Origin of the sequence: Mycobacterium kyogaense, assembly GCF_003254575.1 — a bacterium.
Taxonomy (GTDB): domain Bacteria; phylum Actinomycetota; class Actinomycetes; order Mycobacteriales; family Mycobacteriaceae; genus Mycobacterium; species Mycobacterium kyogaense.
In genome coordinates, this window is the sequence record NZ_QJUA01000035.1 from 1 (window position 1) to 20,481 (window position 20,481).

At 68.2% G+C, this 20,481-nt stretch carries 23 protein-coding genes; 18 read left to right on the top strand and 5 right to left on the bottom strand.

All coding sequences use genetic code 11. From position 1 onward, the window contains the following. From DMB80_RS20725 to DMB80_RS20775, 11 genes are all read left to right on the top strand, one after another. Positions 1–372 (top strand): hypothetical protein (locus DMB80_RS20725; RefSeq protein WP_111511594.1); only part of this gene is annotated, 372 nt, incomplete at its 5' end. Next, positions 369–614 carry a EutN/CcmL family microcompartment protein gene (locus DMB80_RS20730; protein WP_111511595.1) on the top strand — a complete coding sequence of 82 codons (246 nt, stop codon included), beginning with the start codon at positions 369–371 and terminating at the stop codon, positions 612–614. The genes DMB80_RS20725 and DMB80_RS20730, both read left to right, overlap by 4 nt. A gap of 41 nt (positions 615–655) precedes the next feature. Beyond that, positions 656–937, top strand: a complete 282-nt coding sequence (locus DMB80_RS20735; RefSeq protein WP_024447241.1) for a BMC domain-containing protein — start codon at positions 656–658, stop codon at positions 935–937. A gap of 9 nt (positions 938–946) precedes the next feature. Then, a complete protein-coding gene (locus DMB80_RS20740; protein WP_111511596.1) occupies positions 947–1,600 on the top strand; it encodes a microcompartment protein in 654 nt (217 codons plus the stop codon). Further along, positions 1,597–2,613, top strand: a complete 1,017-nt coding sequence (locus DMB80_RS20745) for a phosphotransferase enzyme family protein (RefSeq protein WP_111511597.1) — start codon at positions 1,597–1,599, stop codon at positions 2,611–2,613. The genes DMB80_RS20740 and DMB80_RS20745 overlap by 4 nt, the downstream gene beginning before the upstream one ends. A gap of 17 nt (positions 2,614–2,630) precedes the next feature. Beyond that, on the top strand, positions 2,631–3,410 hold the full coding sequence (gene fabG, locus DMB80_RS20750; RefSeq protein ID WP_111511598.1) for a 3-oxoacyl-ACP reductase FabG: 780 nt from the start codon (positions 2,631–2,633) through the stop codon (positions 3,408–3,410). A 51-nt stretch (positions 3,411–3,461) separates the two neighbouring features. Continuing rightward, positions 3,462–4,238 carry a GntR family transcriptional regulator gene (locus tag DMB80_RS20755; RefSeq protein ID WP_048422530.1) on the top strand — a complete coding sequence of 259 codons (777 nt, stop codon included), beginning with the start codon at positions 3,462–3,464 and terminating at the stop codon, positions 4,236–4,238. A gap of 12 nt (positions 4,239–4,250) precedes the next feature. Then, complete coding sequence (gluQRS, locus tag DMB80_RS20760) at positions 4,251–5,132, top strand: tRNA glutamyl-Q(34) synthetase GluQRS (protein WP_111511599.1); 882 nt, start codon at positions 4,251–4,253, stop codon at positions 5,130–5,132. Between the two features lie 45 nt (positions 5,133–5,177). Further along, the gene (locus DMB80_RS20765) at positions 5,178–6,665 is read left to right on the top strand and encodes an ABC transporter permease subunit (RefSeq protein WP_111511600.1); all 1,488 of its coding nucleotides are present in this window, start codon (positions 5,178–5,180) and stop codon (positions 6,663–6,665) included. 28 nt (positions 6,666–6,693) lie between these two features. Further along, entirely contained in the window at positions 6,694–7,449 is a 756-nt protein-coding gene (locus tag DMB80_RS20770; protein ID WP_111511648.1) for an amino acid ABC transporter ATP-binding protein, read from the top strand. 24 nt (positions 7,450–7,473) lie between these two features. Continuing rightward, positions 7,474–8,835 carry a flavin monoamine oxidase family protein gene (locus DMB80_RS20775; protein ID WP_111511601.1) on the top strand — a complete coding sequence of 454 codons (1,362 nt, stop codon included), beginning with the start codon at positions 7,474–7,476 and terminating at the stop codon, positions 8,833–8,835. A gap of 6 nt (positions 8,836–8,841) precedes the next feature. Here the strand turns inward: DMB80_RS20775 and DMB80_RS20780 are convergent, their stop codons facing one another. Both DMB80_RS20780 and tgt read right to left on the bottom strand, forming a co-directional pair. Beyond that, positions 8,842–10,068 (bottom strand): cytochrome P450, encoded by a 1,227-nt coding sequence (locus DMB80_RS20780; RefSeq protein ID WP_111511602.1) that lies wholly within the window; start codon positions 10,066–10,068, stop codon positions 8,842–8,844. Next, positions 10,065–11,318 carry a tRNA guanosine(34) transglycosylase Tgt gene (tgt, locus tag DMB80_RS20785; RefSeq protein WP_111511649.1) on the bottom strand — a complete coding sequence of 418 codons (1,254 nt, stop codon included), beginning with the start codon at positions 11,316–11,318 and terminating at the stop codon, positions 10,065–10,067. The genes DMB80_RS20780 and tgt overlap by 4 nt, the downstream gene beginning before the upstream one ends. Before the next feature lie 25 nt (positions 11,319–11,343). Here tgt and DMB80_RS20790 point away from each other — a divergent pair, with 25 nt between their 5' ends. The 4 genes from DMB80_RS20790 to DMB80_RS20805 all read left to right on the top strand — a co-directional run bounded on the left by DMB80_RS20790 (position 11,344) and on the right by DMB80_RS20805 (position 13,148). Beyond that, complete coding sequence (locus DMB80_RS20790) at positions 11,344–11,772, top strand: lipoprotein LpqH (protein ID WP_111511603.1); 429 nt, start codon at positions 11,344–11,346, stop codon at positions 11,770–11,772. Positions 11,773–11,922: 150 nt separating this feature from the next. Beyond that, positions 11,923–12,384 (top strand): lipoprotein LpqH, encoded by a 462-nt coding sequence (locus DMB80_RS20795; RefSeq protein ID WP_111511604.1) that lies wholly within the window; start codon positions 11,923–11,925, stop codon positions 12,382–12,384. 79 nt (positions 12,385–12,463) lie between these two features. Then, a complete protein-coding gene (locus DMB80_RS20800; RefSeq protein ID WP_111511605.1) occupies positions 12,464–12,835 on the top strand; it encodes a hypothetical protein in 372 nt (123 codons plus the stop codon). A 16-nt stretch (positions 12,836–12,851) separates the two neighbouring features. Beyond that, positions 12,852–13,148 (top strand): hypothetical protein, encoded by a 297-nt coding sequence (locus DMB80_RS20805; RefSeq protein WP_111511606.1) that lies wholly within the window; start codon positions 12,852–12,854, stop codon positions 13,146–13,148. Here DMB80_RS20805 and DMB80_RS20810 read toward each other — a convergent pair whose 3' ends face one another. Together DMB80_RS20810 and DMB80_RS20815 are read right to left on the bottom strand one after the other, a co-directional pair. Beyond that, positions 13,149–13,907, bottom strand: coding sequence for a DeoR/GlpR family DNA-binding transcription regulator (locus DMB80_RS20810; protein ID WP_111511651.1), 759 nt, complete (start codon positions 13,905–13,907; stop codon positions 13,149–13,151). Positions 13,908–13,917: 10 nt separating this feature from the next. After that, entirely contained in the window at positions 13,918–15,909 is a 1,992-nt protein-coding gene (locus DMB80_RS20815; RefSeq protein WP_111511650.1) for a PTS mannitol transporter subunit IICBA, read from the bottom strand. 180 nt (positions 15,910–16,089) lie between these two features. On the opposite strand from DMB80_RS20815, the gene DMB80_RS20820 reads away from it, so the two are divergent. The 3 genes from DMB80_RS20820 (at position 16,090) to DMB80_RS20830 (ending at position 18,711) form a co-directional block, all read left to right on the top strand. After that, positions 16,090–17,175, top strand: a complete 1,086-nt coding sequence (locus DMB80_RS20820; protein ID WP_111511607.1) for a zinc-dependent dehydrogenase — start codon at positions 16,090–16,092, stop codon at positions 17,173–17,175. 104 nt (positions 17,176–17,279) lie between these two features. Continuing rightward, positions 17,280–17,453 carry a CsbD family protein gene (locus tag DMB80_RS20825; RefSeq protein ID WP_046362962.1) on the top strand — a complete coding sequence of 58 codons (174 nt, stop codon included), beginning with the start codon at positions 17,280–17,282 and terminating at the stop codon, positions 17,451–17,453. Between the two features lie 172 nt (positions 17,454–17,625). Beyond that, complete coding sequence (locus DMB80_RS20830) at positions 17,626–18,711, top strand: hypothetical protein (protein ID WP_111511608.1); 1,086 nt, start codon at positions 17,626–17,628, stop codon at positions 18,709–18,711. 6 nt (positions 18,712–18,717) lie between these two features. Here the strand turns inward: DMB80_RS20830 and DMB80_RS20835 are convergent, their stop codons facing one another. After that, positions 18,718–20,412 (bottom strand): Ig-like domain-containing protein, encoded by a 1,695-nt coding sequence (locus tag DMB80_RS20835; protein WP_111511609.1) that lies wholly within the window; start codon positions 20,410–20,412, stop codon positions 18,718–18,720. Positions 20,413–20,481 lie beyond the last annotated feature (69 nt).

The window sequence follows — 20,481 nt, forward strand, 5'->3', positions numbered from 1 at the left end:
CCCCGCCCGCCCGAGGGCCCGGTGGCCACCGGGCCGCTGGCCGCCGACGAGCGGTCGCGGGTGGACACCGTACGGATCGCCAACGACCGCGATCTCGACGTGTTCGTCCGGAATCTGTTGCGGCTGTTCGAGAATCCCAAGACCCGCGCAGACCTGCGGCACGGCCGGCTGTCCTTCCAGCTGGCAGGCACCCAACGCGGCGGCGCGGGCAGCAGTCGACGCATCGAGCGCGGCGCGGTCACCGAGCGGCAGATCGCCGACATCGCCGCATCCGGCTCGTCCCTGGTCCTCGGCCCCAAGGCCGTGCTCACCCCGCTGGCCCGCGAACGCGCCCGTGCACTAGGCGTGACGATCCACAAGGAGCGAACATGATCCGTGGCACGGTCACCGGTCAGGTCTGGTCGACCCGACGCATCGACGGTCTGCCCGCCGGCGCCCTTCTCGAAGTCGAGGTCGACGGCTCCGGATCGCGGCTGATCGCCTTCGACGTCCTGGGCAGCGGCGTCGGCGAACACGTCCTGATCACCCAGGGCTCCGTGGCGGCTAGCTGGTTCACCGGCACGCCGCCGCCAGTGGACGCCTTGATCATCGGCTCCATCGACGCCGACGAATAGCCCGAACACCCGTCATCACCACCCACACAAAAGGAGAAACCATGGCCAGCAACGCGATCGGCATGATCGAGACCAAGGGCTTCGTCGCGGCGCTCGCCGCGGCGGACGCGATGGTCAAGGCCGCCAACGTGACCATCACCGACCGTCAGCAGGTCGGTGACGGCCTGGTCGCCGTGATCGTCACCGGCGAGGTGGGCGCGGTCAAGGCCGCGACCGAAGCCGGCGCCGAGGCCGCCTCTCAGGTCGGCGAGCTCATCAGCGTGCACGTGATCCCGCGCCCGCACAACGAGCTCGGCGCGCACTTCTCCGTCGCCGCGCAGTAACCTCACCCGATGGCCGCCACGGACGCACCGACACGGACCGACATCCGCGTCTACCTGCTCGTCGAAGATCTGCAGCAGCAGTTCGCCGCCTATCTCGGAACACCGACCCGGGCCAGGGGCTACCCGCCGTACGCCGGTGAGCACGCGCTCATCGTCGAGGTGTCGCCAGCTCTGGCGATCGAGCGGGTCATCGACCTCGCGCTGCGCGAGGTGCCGGGCATCCAGCCCGGAATCCTCTACGTGGAACGCCAGTTCGGCGTGCTGGAGATCCACTCGAGCGATCTGGCCGATGTCCGCCGGGCCGGTGAAGCGATCCTGAACGGAACGAAGAGCTCGGCGTCGGATCAGCTGCGTCCGCGGGTGCTCTACCACGACGTGATCGCCGACATCACCGACCAGCACGCGGTGATCCTCAACCGCAACCGACAGGCCTCGATGGTGCTGCCGGGCCAGTCTCTGCTCGTCTACGAGATGACACCGGCGCTGTTCGCCGCCGTGGCCGCCAACGAGGCCGAGCGCGCCGCGCCCGGCCTGACGCTGGTGGACGTGCAGATGATCGGCGCGGCGGGCCGCCTCTACATCAGCGGCAGCACGCATGACGTGGTGACCGCTCGCGACGCGATCACGACGGTGCTGCAGGGAATCGAGGGGCGGGACCATTGAGCGAGGACGTCGGCGATGACCTCGGCGGTGACCTCGGCGGGGACGAGGTCGTCGCGCAGAAGGCACTGGAGGATTTCGACCTGCCGCCGGGCTCGGCGCTGCGGCTGCTGAACCTCTCCGAGAACGCCACATTCGCCGTCGAGGAGCCCGGCTGCGGGCACCGGTCGATTCTGCGGGTGCACCGCAAGAACTACCACCGTGCCGATCAGATCGAGTCCGAGCTGATGTGGCTGGATGCCCTGCGCCGCGACAGTGACATCACGGTGCCGACGGTGGTCCCGACCCGTGACGGGCGTCGCGTCGTCACCGTCGAGCACGACGGTGCGCAGCGCCACGTCGTGCACTTCGAGATGGTGCCCGGCGCCGAACCCGACGAGAACACGCTCAGCAGAACGGATTTCCACACGCTGGGCTGTATCACCGCCGCGCTGCACGACCATGCTCGCAGCTGGCAGCGCCCCCCGGCGTTCAGCCGGTTCGCGTGGGACTGGGAGCACAGCCTGGGTGCCTCGCCGCGTTGGGGACGTTGGAGTGACGCGATCGGGGTCGGCGAACCCGAGGCCGAGGTGCTGGCCCGGGCTGAGCAGCTGCTGGGCCGGCGGCTCGCCGAATACGGAACGGGCAGTGACACGTTCGGCCTGGTTCACGCCGACCTGCGGTTGGCCAACCTGCTGGTCGACGACGACACCATCACGGTCATCGATTTCGACGACTGCGGATTCGGCTGGTATTTCTACGATTTCGGCACCGCCGTGTCGTTCTTCGAAGACCACCCCTCGGTACCGGACTGGCAGGACGCCTGGGTCACCGGATACCGCACCCGCCGCGAGATGTCCGCCGCCGACGAGGACATGCTGGCATCGTTCGTCCTGCTGCGCCGGATGCTGCTGCTGGCCTGGATGGGCACGCACAGCCACTCCCGCGAGTCGCAGGCCATCTCCGTCACCTACGCCGCCGGCAGCTGCACCCTCGCCGAGAAGTATCTGTCCTCCGACGGTCACTCGCTGACCTGACATTCGAAAGGTTGTCCATGTTCACCTCCCTGCAGGGTCGTACCGCCATCGTGACCGGTGGCAGCAAGGGCATCGGCCGCGGCATCGTCGAGGTCTTCGCCCGCGCCGGCGTCAACGTCGTGCTCACCGCACGCACCCAGGCCGACATCGACCGAACCGTGGCCGATTTCGCCGACCTGCCCGGCGCGGTGAGCGGCCTGACCGCCGATGTGACGAGACCTCAGGACTGCCGGGCAGCGGTGGATGCCGCCGTCGAACGCCACGGTGGGCTCGACATCGTGTGTGCCAACGCGGGCATCTTCCCCTCCGCATCGCTGAGCGAGATGACCCCCGACGACCTCGACCAGGTGCTCGACACCAACGTCAAGGGCACCTTCTACATCGTGCAGGCCGCACTGGAGCCACTGACCGCCAGCGGCCACGGCCGCATCGTGCTCACCTCGTCGATCACCGGACCCATCACGGGTTTTCCCGGCTGGTCGCATTACGGCGCCAGCAAGGCCGCGCAGCTCGGCTTCCTCCGCACGGCGGCCATCGAGTTGGCGCGCAAGAAGATCACCGTCAACGCGGTGCTTCCCGGCAACATCCTGACCGAGGGCCTCGTCGAGATGGGTGAGCAGTACATGGACCAGATGAAGGCCGCCATCCCCACGGGCACGCTCGGCACCGTCGCCGACATCGGCAACGCCGCACTGTTCTTCGCCACCGACGAGGCCGCCTACATCACCGGCCAGACGCTGGTCGTCGACGGTGGCCAGATCCTGCCTGAATCCGCAGAGGCGCTCGCCGACCTGTAAAGAGCACGTATCCTGATTTGGTCAGACCAAATTCGGGACGGGAGGGGCGCGGTGGCCACGCACAGCGAGGATCTGCGGCGCCGGATCGTGGCCGACATCAACGCCGGGGCGCCCGGCACCAAACTGGGCAGCGAACGTGAGCTCGCCGACCGTTACCGCACCAGCCGCTCCAGCCTGCGGCAGGTCCTCGCCGCACTGGAGGAGGCCGGTCTCGTCGACCGGGTCATCGGGCGGGCCGGCGGCATCTTCATCAGCCACGCCCAGGTGCAGCGCAGCCTCGGCGACGTCGTCGGGGTCCCCGCGTTCCTCGCCAGCCAGGGTTACGTCGCGGGCACCCGCGTGCTGTCCACCAAGATCTGCGCCGCCGACGCCACGTCGCAGAAGGCGCTGGGGTTGGCCGCCGACGACTTCGTCATCGAGATCCAACGCGTGCGCTTGGCCGACGGATCGCCGATCTCTCTGGAATCGGCGCAATTTCCCGCCGACGCGTTTCCCGGTCTGCTCGAACAGCAACTCGGCGGCTCGCTCTACGAAATCCTGGAAAGCCAGTACGGTCTGGTGGCCGCCCGCGCCGACGAGCGCATCGAGGCGGTCAACGCCACCGGCGAAGAGGCCAACCTGCTGGGCATCAAGCCGAACTCGGCCCTGCTGCTCATCACCCGCATCACCTACGACCAGCACGACACCCCGTGCGAATTCTCGCGCGACCTGTTCCGCGGGGACCGCACCCGGCTCGCGGTGACCGCGCAGGGCCGGGGTGTCGGGGTCGCGCCCGCGGTGGCGGCGGCATCGGTCGCACTGCAGAGCCAGGACCGGCGCGCCGTCTGACACAGTGACACGGTGACCAGTCCCGGCGCCGGCAGATTCGCCCCGAGCCCGTCGGCCGACCTGCACCTGGGGAACCTGCGCACCGCGGTGCTGGCCTGGCTGTTCGCCCGCTCCACCGGGCGCCGGTTCCTGATGCGCGTCGAGGACCTCGACGACCGCACCCACACCGACATCGCCGACCGCCAGCTCGCCGACCTGGCCGCGATCGGGCTGACATGGGACGGACCGGCCACCCGCCAATCGGCGCACGCCGACCGCTACGACGCGGTCGTCGACGTCCTTCACCGGCGTGGCCTGCTCTTCGAGTGTTATTGCAGCCGACGCGACATCGCGCAGGCGCCTCGCGCTCCGCACGCTCCCGAGGGCGCGTATCCGGGGACGTGCCGCGATCTCACCGCCGCGGAGCGGGCGCAGCGGCGCGCGGACACCGGGCGCCCCCCGGCGTTGCGGTTGCGTACCGACACGACCACGGCGACGGTGCACGACCTGCTGCACGGCGACTACACGGGCCTGGTCGACGACTTCGTCGTCCGCCGCGGCGACGGGGTGCCCGCCTACAACCTCGCCGTGGTCGTCGACGACGCCGAGGCCGGGATCGACCAGGTGGTGCGCGGAGACGACCTGCTGCCCTCGTCACCGCGGCAGGCCTACCTCGCTCGACTACTCGGCCACCCCGTACCGGTCTACGCCCATGTCCCGCTGGTGCTCAACGCCGACGGCGCCCGGTTGGCGAAGCGCGACGGCGCGGTCACACTCGCCGAGATCGGGGTGGCGCAGGCACTGGCCCTGATCGCCGACTCTCTCGGATACATCTCGGCGACGGTGGACGGCATGCTCGACGAATTCGATCCGGCGCGTCTGCCCCGCTCGCCGTGGGTATATGTGCCCGGGTGATCACAACCCTTCCGGTCGACGCACGGTGTTGCTAGCGTGCGCCCGATGCACCGACCACACCGCGCGCTGCTCGCGGTTCTGCTCCTCGCGGCGCTGATCCTCGCCGGGTGTGCCGGCTCCTCCGGGGGTGGCGACACCCCGATCGCGTCGGCCGGCGTGCTGCGGGTCGGGACGGAAGGCGTGTACGCCCCGTTCTCGTACCACGATGCCGCCACCGGCGAATTGGTCGGATACGACGTCGACGTGGCGCGGGCTGTCGGCGAGAAGCTCGGCGTACGGGTCGAGTTCGTCGAGACTCCGTGGGATTCGATGTTCGCCGCGCTGGAGGCCGACCGCTTCGACGTGGTCGCCAACGAGGTCACGATCAATCCCGAGCGGCAGGCCAAATACGATCTGTCGCAGCCATATTCAGTCGGCGAGGGCGTCATCGTCACCCGTGCGGACGACACCTCGATCACGTCGACCGCTGACCTCAAAGGCAAGGTGGCCGCCGAGAACGCCACCAGCAACTGGTCGGAGGTCGCCCGTAAGGCCGGCGCCCGGGTGGAATCGGTCGAGGGGTTCACCCAGGCCATCACCCTGCTCAGCCAGGGCCGCGTCGACGTCGTGATCAACGACAGCATCGCGGTCTACGCCTACCTGGCCGAGACCAAAGACGCCTCGGTGAAGATCGCAGGCACCGTGGGAGAGAAGAGCGAACAAGGCTTCGCCGCGCGCAAGGACAGCGGGCTGCTGCCTGAATTGAACACGGCGTTGGACCAGCTGCGCGCCGACGGCACGCTGGCTCAGATCTCGCAGAAGTACCTCAACGCCAACGCTTCCGGCGCGCCGGCTGCGGCCGGACAGGGGGCCGACACTGCACCCCAGACCCGGTCCGCCTGGCAGTTGGTTCGGGAGAACCTCTGGCCGCTGGCCCGGGCGGCGCTGACGATGACGATTCCGCTGACCGTCATCAGCTTCGCTCTCGGATTGGTGATCGCCCTCGCGGTGGCGCTGGCGCGGCTGTCGTCGAACGTGGTGGCCAGCAACGTGGCCCGGTTCTACATCTCGGTGATTCGCGGGACCCCGCTGCTGGTCCAGTTGTTCATCGTGTTCTTCGCCCTCCCCCAGTTCGGCGTCAAGATCGATCCGTTCCCCGCGGCGGTGATCGCGTTCTCGCTCAACGTCGGCGGGTACGCCGCCGAGATCATCCGGTCGGCGATCCAGAGCATCCCGAAGGGCCAGTGGGAGGCGGCGCAGACCATCGGCCTGGACTACACCGGCACCCTGCGGCGGATCATCCTGCCCCAGGCCACCCGCGTTGCGGTACCGCCGCTGTCGAACACGCTGATCTCCCTGGTGAAGGACACGTCGCTGGCGTCGACCATCCTGGTCACCGAACTGCTGCGGCAGGCGCAGATCATCGCGGCGCCGACGTTCGAGTTCTTCGCGCTCTATGGCACTGCCGCCGTCTACTACTGGGTGATCTGCCTGGTGCTGTCCTTCGGGCAGGCCAGAATCGAGCATCGACTGGAGAGATACGTGGCGAGATGACGAGCGCTTGCGCGAGGAGAAGAAGATGATGAGCGAAGACCGGATCGTCGCCACCGGCGTGCGGAAGTCGTTCGGCCCGCTGGAGGTGCTCAAGGATGTGTCGTTCACCGTGCCGCGCGGCTCGGCGACCACCGTCATCGGTCCCTCCGGGTCGGGCAAGACCACGCTGCTGCGCACGCTCAACGCACTCGATGCTCCCGACGCCGGCGTGATCCGGGTCGGGGATGTCGAGGTCGACTTCAGCGCACCCGTGGCGAAGAACGCGCTCCGGGAGTACCGGGCCCAGAGCGGCTTCGTGTTCCAGTCGCACAACCTGTTTCCGCACAAGACCGTGCTGGAGAACGTCACCGAGGGTCCGGTCGTCGCGCAGAAGCGCGCGCGCGAGGAGGCCAACGCCGAGGCGGTGACGCTTCTCGAACAGGTCGGGCTGGCCGACAAGCGCGACCAGTACCCGTTCCAGCTCTCCGGCGGACAGCAGCAGCGGGTCGGGATCGCCCGCGCACTCGCCTTGAAACCGAAGGTGGTGCTGTTCGACGAACCCACCTCCGCGCTGGACCCCGAACTGGTCGGCGAGGTACTCGCGGTGATCCGGGATCTGGCTGTGGAGGGCTGGACCCTGGTGATCGTCACCCACGAGATCCAGTTCGCCAAGCAGGTTTCCGATCAGGTGCTGTTCACCGACGCCGGGGTGATCCTCGAACAGGGCCCGCCCGCCGCGGTGATCGGCGACCCGCGCCACGACCGCACCCGGCAGTTCCTCCAGCGGATTCTCAACCCGCTCTAGACCAGCCGTGAGAGGGTGTTGCGCATGGCAGCACTCGAGGCGGATGTCGTCATCGTCGGCGCGGGGATCTCCGGATTGATCGCCGCCCGCACGGTTCTCGCCGCCGGCCTGACCCCGGTGATCCTGGAGGCCGACGAACGCGTCGGTGGCCGCGTCCTCACCGAGGAGGTGGCGCCCGGCCTGCCCGTGGAGCTCGGCGCGCAGTGGATCGGTGACACCCACCACCGCATGTTCGCGCTCGCCGCCGAACTGGGCGTGCAGACCTACCCGCAGTACGACGAGGGTGAGACGACCTACGAGCTGGCCGGATCAGGCGTCCTGCGCGAGAATGAGTTCCACCGTCGGTTCGGCGGTGAGCTCGCCGAGCTGGAGAAGGTGCTGCGCCTGCTCGACGAGCTCGCAGCCGAGGTTCCACCGGGGGCGCCGTGGACGGCGCCGCACGCCGCGGAGTGGGACGCGATCACCGCGGGCGCGTGGTACGACGGTCAGGGGCTCTCCCCGGTCGCGCGCACCCTGCTGGAGATCTGCACGGTGGGAATCCTCGCGGTCCCGACCGTCGAGGTGTCGTTCCTGCATCTGCTCTTCACGATCCAGACGTGCGGTGTGACCGCCGAACTGTTCGCCGAATCCGAAGGTGGGGCGCAGACGACCCGCTTCGTCGGTGGTACCGCCGAGATCCCGAATCGGTTGGCGGCGCTGGTCGAAAGTCATCTGGTGCTCCAGGCTCCGGTGCAGCTGATCGAGCACACCGCCGACAGCGTCACCGTGCACTGCCGCGGAGGCCGGACCGCGCGTGCCCGCCGGGTGATCGTGGCGATCTCGCCGATGCTGGCCGGCCGGATCTCCTACGACCCGCCGCTGTCGGGCTACCGTGACCAGCTCACCCAGCGCATGCCGAATTCCGCTGCGATGAAAGCGTTTTTCGTCTACGACGAGCCGTTCTGGCGCGCCGACGGCTGCAACGGCCAGCTAATCTCCGACATCGGACCCGCCCGCATGTCGAACGACACCTGCATCCCCGGTGACGACCGCGGCGTGATCCTGCTGTTCCTGGAAGGCGAGCAGGCGCGCACGCACCTGCGGTGGTCCGAGGAGGACCGGCGTGCGGCGCTGACGGCCGAGCTGGTCCGCCACTACGGTGACCGCGCGGCGCACCCGCAGCTCTACATCGACGGCGAATGGGGCAGCCGACAGTGGACGCGCGGCTGCTACAACGCCAACTGCGGACCGCTCGTGTGGACCACCTACGGGCCGGCTCTCGCCGAGCCGATCGGGGTGATCCACTGGGCCTCGACCGACACCGCGACGCACTGGAGCGCCTACATGGAGGGCGCCGTGGAAGCGGGCGAGCGGGCGGCCGGCGAGGTCATCGCGGCGCTCAGTTAGCTTGCGTCACAGCGTGATCGACAGCTCCTCCATACCGCGGAGGGTGACGTTCGGCTTGTAGGCCGGCTCGGCGGCCAGGCGCGCGTCCGGGAACCGGGCGGTCAACGCGGTCAGCGCAACGGTGGCCTCCAGCCGCGCCAGCGGAGCACCGATGCAGAAATGCGGGCCCTTGCCGAACCCGAGATGACGGATCACCGGGCGGTCGGGATCGAACACGTCGGCCCGTTCCGTCGCGGCCGGATCGCGATGCGCGGCAGCCAGCAGGAGCAGCATGTTGTCCCCCTTCGGCACGCGCACCGAGCCGATCGTCATGTCCTCCCCCGCGACCCGACCGATCAGCTGCACGGGCGGGTCGTAGCGCAGCGTCTCCTCGACCACCGCGCCGGCGCGGCCCGGGTCGCGGCGCAGCGCAGCCCACTGCTCGGGGTGACGCAGCAGCGCCAGCGTCGCGTTGGCGATCAGGTTCACCGTGGTCTCGTGTCCGGCGATCAACAACAGATTGCACGTCGCGACGATCTCGTCCTCGGTGAGCACGTCACCGGACTCCTCGACCTCGACCAGCGCCGACATCAGATCCTCGCCCGGTTCGCGGCGTCGGTCGGCGATCAACCCGCGCAGGTACTCTCGCAGCCACCGGCCGGCCCGCAGGCGCTCGTCCACACCGTCACCGGCGGCGCCGGTGATCGACAGGAACGGATCGAGGGCCTGCGCCAGCAGCGCCGAGGCCTCCCGGAAGCGTGGTTCGTCGTCGACGGGCACCCCGAGCAGCCAGCAGATCACTGCGACCGGGAGCGGATGAGCCAGCCCGGCGGTCGCGTCGAACGGGCTCGCCGCCGCGTCGAGCAGATGGTCCACCATGCTGGTGATGTCGGGTTCCAACGCGCGCACCACCTTGGGCACGAACGCCTTGCTGACCAGCCGACGCAGCCGCGTGTGATCGGGCGGATCGAGGAACAGGAAGCCGGGCGGCCCCAGGGGGCGCGCCGGGGCGCCGTCGGCGATCGCGCGCTGCGCCACCGTGGACTTCAACCGGTCACTGCAGGCGGCGGGATGGCGCAACACCTCGTCGCAGTCGGCGTACGACGAGAACACCGCCAGGTTGTGGCCGGGCAGCAGCAGCGGGCCGTGGTCGCGCAGCGCGGCGTAGAGCGGATAAGGATCGGCGCGGTGGGCGGGGTCGAGGAGTTCGCGCAGCAAGACGTCCGGCGACTGTTCGGTCCTCCCTGGGGTCATGCCCTATTGTGCGCGCGCCCGTAATACCGGCCCAGCACGTGCTCGCGCAGCTCGTCGAACCGGCCCGCGAGGATCGCCGCGCGCATATCGTCGACCAGCCGGACCACGAAACGCTCGTTGTGGATCGTCGCCAGCGTCGACGCGAGGATCTCCTTGGCCTTGAACAGGTGACGCAGGTAGGCCCGGGTGTAGTGCGCGCAGGTGTAGCAGTCGCACTCGGCGTCGAGCGGGGTGAAGTCGCGGCGATACCGCGACCCGGTGATGTTGTAGCGACCGTCCGCGGAGTAGATCGCCGCGTTCCGGGCCACCCGCGAGGGCGAGACGCAGTCGAACGTGTCCGCGCCGGCCTCCACCGCCGCGAACAGGTCGTCGGGTTCGCTGATGCCGAGCAGGTGCCGTGGCTTGTCGTCGGGCAGTTCGCTGGTGACCCAGCCGACGATGGTTGCGAGGTTCTGCTTCTCCAACGCGCCACCGATTCCGTAGCCGTCGAACCCGGCGCCGTCGTCGTCGACGATCTCGGTCAGCCCCCGCGCGGCGTGGCGGCGCAGATCCTCGTACTGGGCGCCCTGCACCACGCCGAACAGCGCCTGCGGCGGTTTGTGGGCGCGCACCTCGGTCAACCGGCGGTGCTCGACCAGGCAGCGCTGCGCCCAGCGGTGTGTGCGCTCGACCGACTGCTCCTGGTAGCCGCGGGTGTTCACCAGCGTGGTCAGCTCGTCGAACGCGAAGATGATGTCGGCGCCGAGCTGATGCTGGATACCGATCGACACCTCCGGGGTGAAGCGGTGCAACGAGCCGTTCAGATGCGAGCGGAACGTGACACCGTCGTCGTCGACATGGGCGAGCCGCTGCTTTCCCTCGGCGATGATGTCGTCGGTCTGGACCCGGGTGGTGTCCATCGCCAGCACTTTCTTGAACCCGACGCCCAGCGACATCACCTGGAAACCACCGCTGTCGGTGAACGTGGGGCCCGGCCAGTTCATGAACGCACCCAAGCCGCCGGCCTCGTCGACGATGTCGGCGCCGGGTTGCAGGTAGAGGTGGTAGGCGTTGGCCAGGACCGCCTGCGCACCAAGGTCTTTCATGGTCTCGGGCAGGACCGCCTTGACGGTGGCCTGGGTGCCGACCGCGATGAACGCCGGGGTACGGATCTCACCGTGCGGAGTGTGGATGACACCGGCGCGACCCCGCCGTCCCGGCAACTCCGCGTCGACGCAGAAAAACGGATCGCGGGTGTCAGGGGGCGGCACGGACGTAGATTCTTCCACTGTGAGGATGCGAGGCGCGTGGGCCGGTGTGGCGGCGACGGTCCTGGCCGGATGTTCGTCGGCCCCGCCACCCTACGAGCCGCCACCGGGCCAGCTGGTCGCCGGCACCGCGCAGGTCAGCGTCAACGGTCAGGACCTCGGCAGCACGGAGTCCGTGCGCTGCACGCCGGCCGGCTCCCTGATGACGATCGAGACCGGTGACGACACCAGCGGCGTCTCGGCTCTGGTGTCCGGTGCCGAGGGCCTGAGCGTGCGCCAGGTCGGCATCACCGACCTCGGCGGGTTCACCGGCAGCTACAACTCGGGGCTGGGGGGTGATGCTTCGGTGAGCATGACGGGCCGCACCTACGAGATCACCGGCACCGCGGACGGGTTCGCCACCGACAACCCGAGCTTCCGCACGTCAGGCACGTTCGCCATCGCCGTCTCCTGCTGACCTGGCGTTCGCGCGCTCTAGGAGTCTGGGTGTCGGCCGACTTCCGGCTGTGTCACATTTTCGTAATATGGCTAACCCGACGCGGCTCGCCGCCCATACTGACCGCGGTGATCCACCGGCGGATCCCCACGAAACGAAGGAGAACCCGTGATGAAGCGTGAAATCCTGGTCGCCGTCGGCGGCGCAGCGATCCTCATCGCCGGCCTGTCAGGCTGTTCCTCCGAGAAGAAGTCCGAGACATCAGGAGAGACCTCGTCCGTCGCGGCGGCGCAGGGCAAGTCCACCGTCACCATCGACGGCAAGGACCAGGCGATCGAGGGCAACGTGGTCTGCACCGATGCGGGCGGCAACACCAACATCGCGATCGGAAACCCGACCGGCGGTGTCGGTGCGGTGGTCACCACGGGTGACAGTCCGTCTGTGGTGTCGGTCGCACTGGGCAACGTCAACGGCGTGACGCTGGGCTACGCCAGCGCTGCGGGCCAGGGTGAGGCCAAGGTCGAGAAGGACGACAAGACCTACAAGATCTCGGGCAACGCCACCGGCATCGACATGGCCAACCCGATGCAACCCGTCACCAAGCCGTTCGAGATCGAGGTCAGCTGCCCCTGACTCATCGGAGCGCGCTATATCCGGCCAATGCCGGCAAACCCCGCTCGGGAGTACGGGCGGACCACTTAGGCTGCAGGGCATGAAAGGTCTGCTCGCCCTTGCCGGTGGTCTGCTCGTCGCTCCTGTGCTGGGGCTCGGCGCTGGAAACGCCACGGCGTCGCCGGGCGCCTGCGACAACGCCGCGTGCGTCCCGTACGTGGACCGCGGGGTGCATGTCGGCGGTGAATGCAACCAGACGACCCGCTACAACTTCGGCCTCGACGCCAGCGGCAACACGCTGGCGTGCAGTTCGAAGCGCATGTGGGTGTCGTTCCCACCGCTGGTCGGTGTCAAGCTGCTGCGCTCGCCGTGCGGCGACGCGACGGGGGTGGCCCAATCACCCGACGGCGTGCCGTTGAAGTGCGCCGGCGGCGCGTGGTCCGCCGATTACTCGGTGATGTTCTACGGCTGAGGCAGACTCCTCTGTCATGGACCGCAACGGCGATTACGACGACGAAGGACCCGACAACACCCTCGGGCCGAGTGAGTCCCTGGATTCCGACGAGGTGCGCAACGACGACGGCGACATCGTCGTCGATCCGCCCGATCAGTGGATCGAGGCGGAGGACGACGAGAGCCTCGACGAGCGCCTCGCCGCCGAGGAGCCCGACGTGCTGCCCCCGGCAGACCCCGAGGTGCGGACCGACCGTCGTGACCTCGGCCAGATCGACGGGACACCCGAGGACGGTGATTCCTTCTATACCGTCGTCGACGACGACGAGTGACTAGGCGCGAATCACGACCGGACCGAGAGCCTCGTACCGGCGGGCGATCGCTGAGTCGAGTTCGGCTCCGCTGACGATCGATTCGAAGTCGGACACCTTCGCGAAGCGGCAGAAGCTGCTCTCACCGAACTTCGAGTGTGCCGCCACCAGGATGGGCCGTCGGGCCACCTGCACCGCGGTGCTCTTCACGGCGGCCACCGCCGGGTCGGGTGTCGTCAACCCGTGCTCGAGCGAGATCCCGTTGGTGCCCAGGAAAGCCACGTCGATCACCAGGCCGGAGAGCATGTCCACGGCCCAGTGGTCCACGGTGGCCAGGGTCCTGCCTCGCATCCGACCGCCGAGCAGCAGCACGGTGACGGTGCTGCTGTGGGCCAGCGCCTCGGCGACGAGCAGTGACGACGTCACGACCGTCAGCTCCTTCTCGGCCAACCGTTCGGCGATCAGCCGGGGCGTGAAACCCTCGTCCAGATAGACGGTTTCGGCACCGTGCAGCAGTTCGCTGGCCGCGATGGCCATGCGGTGCTTCTGCGCGGAATCGACTTGGCTGCGGTATTCGACACCGGACTCGAAGGACGCCGTCTCCAGCGGCACCGCGCCGCCGTGCACCCGCTTGAGCAGGCGGCGGCCCGCCAGCACCTTGAGGTCGCGGCGGATGGTCTCGCTCGCGACGTCCAGCTCTGTCGCGAGCGAGGCCACCTCGACCCGGCCACGGGTGCGGGCGAACTCGACGATCCTGCTCTGGCGGGTGTCGGAATCCACCGACGTCACGCTAGTCGGCTGCGGTCAGGATCGCCTTGATCTCCTCGGCCGTGGTGGCCGCCCGCAGCCGGGCGACGTCGTCGGCCTTGAGGAACACCTGAGCGATCTTCGTCAGCAGCGCCATGTGATCCTTTCCGGCCCCGGCGATCCCGACGACGAACTCGGCCGGCTTGCCGTTCCAGTCGACCGGCTCGGCGTAGCGCACGAACGACAGTCCGGTGCGCCGGATCGCATCCTTGGCCTCGTTGGTGCCGTGCGGAATCGCCAGACCGTTGCCCATGTAGGTCGAGATCGAGCTCTCCCGGTCGTGCATCGCACTCACGTAGGCCTGCTCGACTGCGCCTGCGGCGACCAGCAATTGGCCTGCTTCGTCGATGGCGTCGGCTGTGCTGCGGGCCGTCCCGGCGAGCACGATCGAGTCCAGGGACAGGACGTCCCCGTCGGTCGTCGGCGCGGATTCTTCGGGTACCGGTGTTGCGTCGGCGCCCGCTGCCCCGTTCGTTTCGGCCAGCGTCTCGACGATCTCGTCGTAGCGGGGGCTGCCCATGAAGTCGTCGACGGAGACGTGGCGCGCCGAGGGTGTGCGCTGGCGCGCGCGATCGGTCAGATCGCGATGGGACACGACCAGGTCGTAGGTGTCGGTGAGGTTGGAGATCGCCGCGTTCGACACCTTCACGTCACCGAACCCCGCACTCTGGATCTTGCGGCGCAGCACCGAAGCCCCCATCGCCGAGGAGCCCATACCGGCATCGCAGGCGAACACGATGGTGTGGATGGGTCCCATCTCCGAACCAGGACCAGTCGCCACCCCGCCGGCGAGAGCCGAAGCGACACTGGACTTCTTGCCCTTCATCGACTCCATGTTCGCCGTCGCGGCGGCGAGGTCGGGCTCGTCGGTGTCCTTGTCGGTCTTGAGCAGGAACGCCGCGACCGCGAACGACACCGCCGTGGCGCCGAGAACCGCCAGCGTGACACCGAGGAAGCTGTTGCCCGGCGTCTGGGCGTAGATCGCGATGATCGACCCCGGGGCGGCGGGCGCACGCAGCCCCGACCCGAACAGCACGTTGATGAACACACCGGTCATGCCGCCGAGGATGGTGGCGGCGATCAGCTTCGGCTTCATCAGCACGTAGGGGAAGTAGATCTCGTGGATGCCGCCGAAGAACTGGATGATCGCCGCGCCGGGGGCCGACGCGCGGGCCGCGCCGCGACCGAAGAACATGAACGCCAACAGCACACCGAGGCCGGGGCCGGGGTTGGTCTCCAGCAGGAACAGGATCGACTTCCCGGTCTCCAGAGCTTGCGTGGTGCCCAACGGGGTGAGCACGCCGTGGTTGATGGCGTTGTTGAGGAACAGCACCTTCGCCGGCTCGATCAACAGCGAGGTGAGCGGTAGGAGGTCGTTGTCGACGAGGAAGTCGACGGCGTTGCCGGCACCGCGGGTGAACGCCGAGACGATCGGACCGACACCGAAGAAGCCGACGATCGCCAGCAGCATGCCGAGGATGCCGGCGGAGAAGTTGTCGACGAGCATCTCGAAACCGGGGCGGACCTTGCCTTCCCACAGCGCGTCCAGCTTCTTCATGCACCAGCCACCGAGCGGACCCATGAGCATCGCGCCCATGAACATGGGCACGTCGGAGCCGGTCACCACGCCGATCGTGGCGATGGCGCCGACGACCGCGCCGCGGTTGCCGTGCACCATCCGGCCGCCGGTGTAGCCGATCAGGATCGGCAGCAGGTAGGTGATCATCGGGCCGACGATGCCGCCGCCGTCATAGGAGCCCCAGCCACCGATGTGGGCCACCCAGCCGTCGGGGTTCTTCAACGCGGAGAAGATGCCCTGCAGCCAGCCCTGCTCGATGAACAGGGCGGTGATCAGGCCCCACGCGATGAACGCGCCGATGTTGGGCATGACCATGTTGGACAGGGCCGTGCCGAATTTCTGGACGCGTACCCGAGCCCCGACACGGGGCGGTGTGTCCTGGGTTGCTGTTGACATGGAGCTCCTCCGATTCTTGCCGGTGACGCCGGTCACATCGTCCAGTACACCCCACAAACGGGCATCAGCGCAAGAACTCGGGCAGATTCGGTCAATATTCGTGGTGGTTTTATGCCCGTATGGCGGATAGAGTGCTGAAGAGCACACCAGCGAGCATGTCGCCGACGAGAGGACACCACGATGAAGGCACTGCGCTTCTACGCACCCGAAGACGTCCGACTGGAAGACGTGCCGGAACCGACCTGCGCTCCCGACGAGGTGAAGCTGCGCGTGCGCAACTGCTCGACCTGCGGCACCGACGTGAAAATCCTCTACAACGGCCACCAGAACCTGACGCCCCCGCGCACCATCGGACACGAGATCGCCGGTGAGATCGTCGAGGTGGGTTCAGAGGTGAACGCCACCTACGGCAGCAGCTGCGAGGTCGGCGACCGCGTGCAGGTGATCGCCGCGGTGCCGTGCGGCGAATGCTACGAATGCCGCAAGGGCTGGATGGCGGTGTGCCAGAACCAGACGTCGATGGGCTACCAGTACGACGGCGGCTTCGCCGAATACATGATCGTGCCGCGCCAGGTGCTCAAAGTCGATGGCCTGAGCCGCATTCCGGACAACGTCGGCTTCGACGAAGCCTCGGCCGCAGAGCCGTTCGCCTGCGCGATCAACGCCCAAGAGCTGCTCGGTATCGAAGAGGGCGACACCGTGGTGGTCTTCGGCGCGGGGCCCATCGGGTGCATGCACATCCGCATCGCCCGCGGCGTACACAACTGCGGCCCGGTGTACCTGGTCGACGTCAACGCCGCCCGCCTGCAGATGTCGGCCGATGCGGTCGGTCCCGACGAGATCATCAACGGTGCCGAGGTCGACGTCGTCGAGCGCGTCATGGAGCTCACCGGCGGCCGCGGAGCCGACGTGGTGATCACCGCGACTGCCGCCAATGTTGCTCAGGAACAGGCAATCTCGATGGCTGCCCGCAACGGCCGGATCTCGTTCTTCGGCGGCCTGCCGAAGACCGACCCGACGATCACCTGCGACTCGAACCTGGTCCACTACCGACAGCTGCACATCCACGGCGCCAATGGGTCGGCGCCCGAGCACAACAAGCGGGCGCTGGAGTACATCTCCACCGGGCAGGTGCCGGTCAAGGACCTCATCACCCGTCACATCCCGCTCGACGACGTGCTCGACGCCTTCCAGATCGTCAAGAACGGCGAAGCGATCAAGGTGACGGTGGAGCCTGCACCCGCCGACGTACCCGCCGGCGTGTGACGTGATCGACCCGTGACGGTGTGTTTCAAAAGCGGACCGTTCAGGTACTCCCCTCGCAACGGCCCGACCTACGGGCTGGACACCAGAACGAAGGGACCACGCACATGGGCGCCGACGACAAGGCCAGCAACAAGATCGACGACCTCGGCGGCAAGGCCAAGGAAGGCTTCGGCAAGCTCACCGGCGACAAGAGCACCGAGAACGAGGGCAAGATGGACCAGGCCAAGTCCAGCCTCAAAGACGCCGTCGAAAACGTGAAGGACGCCTTCAAGAAGTAGGCGCAATTCGTCGAAAGGCCCGTCACCCCCGCGGTGGCGGGCCTTTTGCATGGAACTGATGGCTATCATCGCCGACTTTGCTGTGAACTTCATGATCAGCCCATAGACTCGCGGACGGCCGACTGCGCCGCGCACGTCGCGCGCCGCCGCCGGGGGGACGAGGGGTACGGCCATGGGACGGCACAGTGCGACCTGCGGTGCTGCGCAGCAACGGGCTTCGCGACACGGATCACAGGCGAGCATCGGACGTGTCGGGCTGCTCGCCGTCACGCTCGGCGTCGGCGCCGCCGTCGCCGGCGGCACAGCAGTCGCCCACGCTGATGATTCCGTGGGCAACGATCGGGGCACTGCGGCTACCAGGTCGGCGGCCTCGACGACGAGCGCGACGGCGGTCGACGCCGGGCCGTCGGTCCGTGCATCCAGGCGCGCCGAGAAGCAGGCTCCGGCAGACACCTCGCTGGCAGACACCTCGCTGGCAGACACCGAGGTGGCCGATATCGCCGTGACCAACGGGCCGACGAGCCGGCCTCGTTCGGTCCGGACGAACGCTCGGCCCGTGCTCGCACTACTCGAGGTCGTGCGGCAGGAGTTCGAGACCGCCGCAGATCGCCGGGCCGCGCGCGCAGCCGCCACGACCGACGTCGAGCCGGTCACACCGGCGCCGACCGACCAGGTGAGCACGCAGTACGGCGGCATCGGCAAGTGGATGATCGAGCCCAGCGGTCAGATCTCGGACTACGGCGGCCAACGCGAGGACGGCAAGACGCTGCTCGAGCCGGTCAACATCGTCATCATGGACACCAAGTCCAAGAACGCCTTTCAGGCCAGGCTCCGGCTGAACAAGGCAATGCGCGCGTCGGGTTTCCCGCCGCAGCCCATCCACACGGGTGGCTTCCGCGGCATCATCAACGGCAAGGCATATCGCCAGCAGCCCAGCGGTCTTCTGCAGGGTTATTCGGACAACGTCTTCTTCGAGACCAACAACCACGGCCGGATCTTCGGTCCCGCGCCGGTGGCCACGCCCGGAGGCTACGTGTGGAGCGGGATGTTCAGCGAGGAGGAGTGGGGCACCTACCAGGGGCGCCCCGCGCATCTCTACGTCTCGTCGAACGTCGCCCGTGACGCGCTGGCCGCGAAGATGGTCGCCAGCGGGCGGGCCACTTCCGCCGGGCAGATCGCGCTCGACAACGCCTACAACACCGACACGGTCACCACCGGTGACCACGATGGCCACGCCGCGGTTCTCATCCTGACGTAGCAGCAGTCACAGGTTCACGGCTGCGGCGGAGAACACCGACGGCGCCGGCGACACCACCGTGTACCCGAGGTCGCGCAGGATGGCTGACTCCACGGGACTCAGTACGCGCAGCGTCTTGCCATTCGGCGCGACCGGTCCCATCAACTTCGCGTCCGGCCCGCTGTAGGGGAATGTCGACAGACGCAGGTGCGAGAGCGAAAGGGATTGCAGCGGAACGGGTCCGCCGTAGGCAGCTACCGCGTTCGCACCGCCGAAGAAGAGACCGCCGTTGGCGCCCGACAGGTTGGCGGCGTAGGCGCTGTTGAAGCGGCCCCGACTGCTGATGACTCGGGTTCCGTTCGCAGCGACGATGAACTTGTCGTAGGTGAGCCAGGATCTCCGGTTGGTCTGCCCGCCGTCCAGGAGGGCTTGGTAGCCGAGGCGGTGCAGGAGTTCGTGCATCACGACGGTGTGGAAGTCGACTTCGTTGGCCGCCGGAGAATCGTCGTACGAGTAGTACGGGTACGAGAAATTGACCAGCATGTTGCCGTCGGCGGCGCTGCGGTTCGCATCGGTGTGGAACCGCGACGTGACCTTCGTGATCATGGCGTTGGAGAAGGCCGGCCGACTGGGGACGCCGAAATTGGTGCCACCCGTCGCCAAATATGTTGCCGACGAATTGTCTTCGCCGGTGACGTTGTAGGTCAGGGTGACGGGGCTCGACGTGGCGATGTACTCCGAGAGACGGTTGGCCGCCGCCTGCAGTGCCGCCTTGGCCTGCGGCGTCCAGTACTGCGCGCCACTGCCGTAGGTGAACTGGAACACGATGTCGTCGACTGCGGCCACGGTCAGCGTGACGACCGCGACGTTGCTCGCCGCAGCGCCGTCGGATGCGCTGTAGCTGAACGTGTCGACGCCGTGATAGTTGGTGGTCGGCGTGTAGACGAACGCGCCGTTGGAGCTCAGCGCCACCACGCCGTAGGACGGCCCGGCCACCACGGCGGCGACCAACGCGGTGCCGTCGGCGTCGGTGTCGTTGTCCAAGACATTGCCCTTGATGGTCTTGTCTTCGAGGCCGGCGTAGACGTCGCCGGTGGCGACGGGGGCATTGTTCACGGCCGCCAGCGCGGCTGCGCTCACGGAATCCTGATCGTGCATCTGGCGGCGCACCCAGGCCACCAGGCCCCACAGCAGCGGGGTTTCGGGCTGCGTGCCGTGGCCGAGACCAGACGCGAAGGCACCGTCGACGGCACGCAGGACTGTGCGGACGATCGGAATCCGCGTCGGTGCGGCCGTCTCGATTCGGGTCACGGGTTCACCGGCGATAGGGCGCTGGGGCACCGGCTCGGCCTGGCGTGTGGCGGCCGGCTCCGCCTGGGCCCGCACGGGCTCGACACGGTCTTCGGTGGGCTCCGCATCGATCGCCCGTTCGCCCGCTCGCACGTGGCGCTTCGACACCTGAGGCTCGTCCTCGGCGCGGTGGGCCTTCCTGGTCTTGCGTCGTTCGGTCGCCGACTCGTCCGTCGATGTGTCGTGCGCCTCGGTCGGTCGCTCCACTGAACGCTGACCGCTGTCGAGGGCCGACGTCGTCTCCCCGGCCGCGCCGCCCTGGTCAGCCCACGCGACCGCCGGTGCGCCGCTGACGGCCAAGCCGATCCCGAGAGCGACGGCCAACGCCCCGACCCGGCCCGATATCTCGCGAACTGCCTGACGCGCCCCCATATTGACGGGAGGGTAACAGCGCAGGACGCGCAGAAAAGGAAAAGCCCCGCGTCTGGATCGCAGACTCGG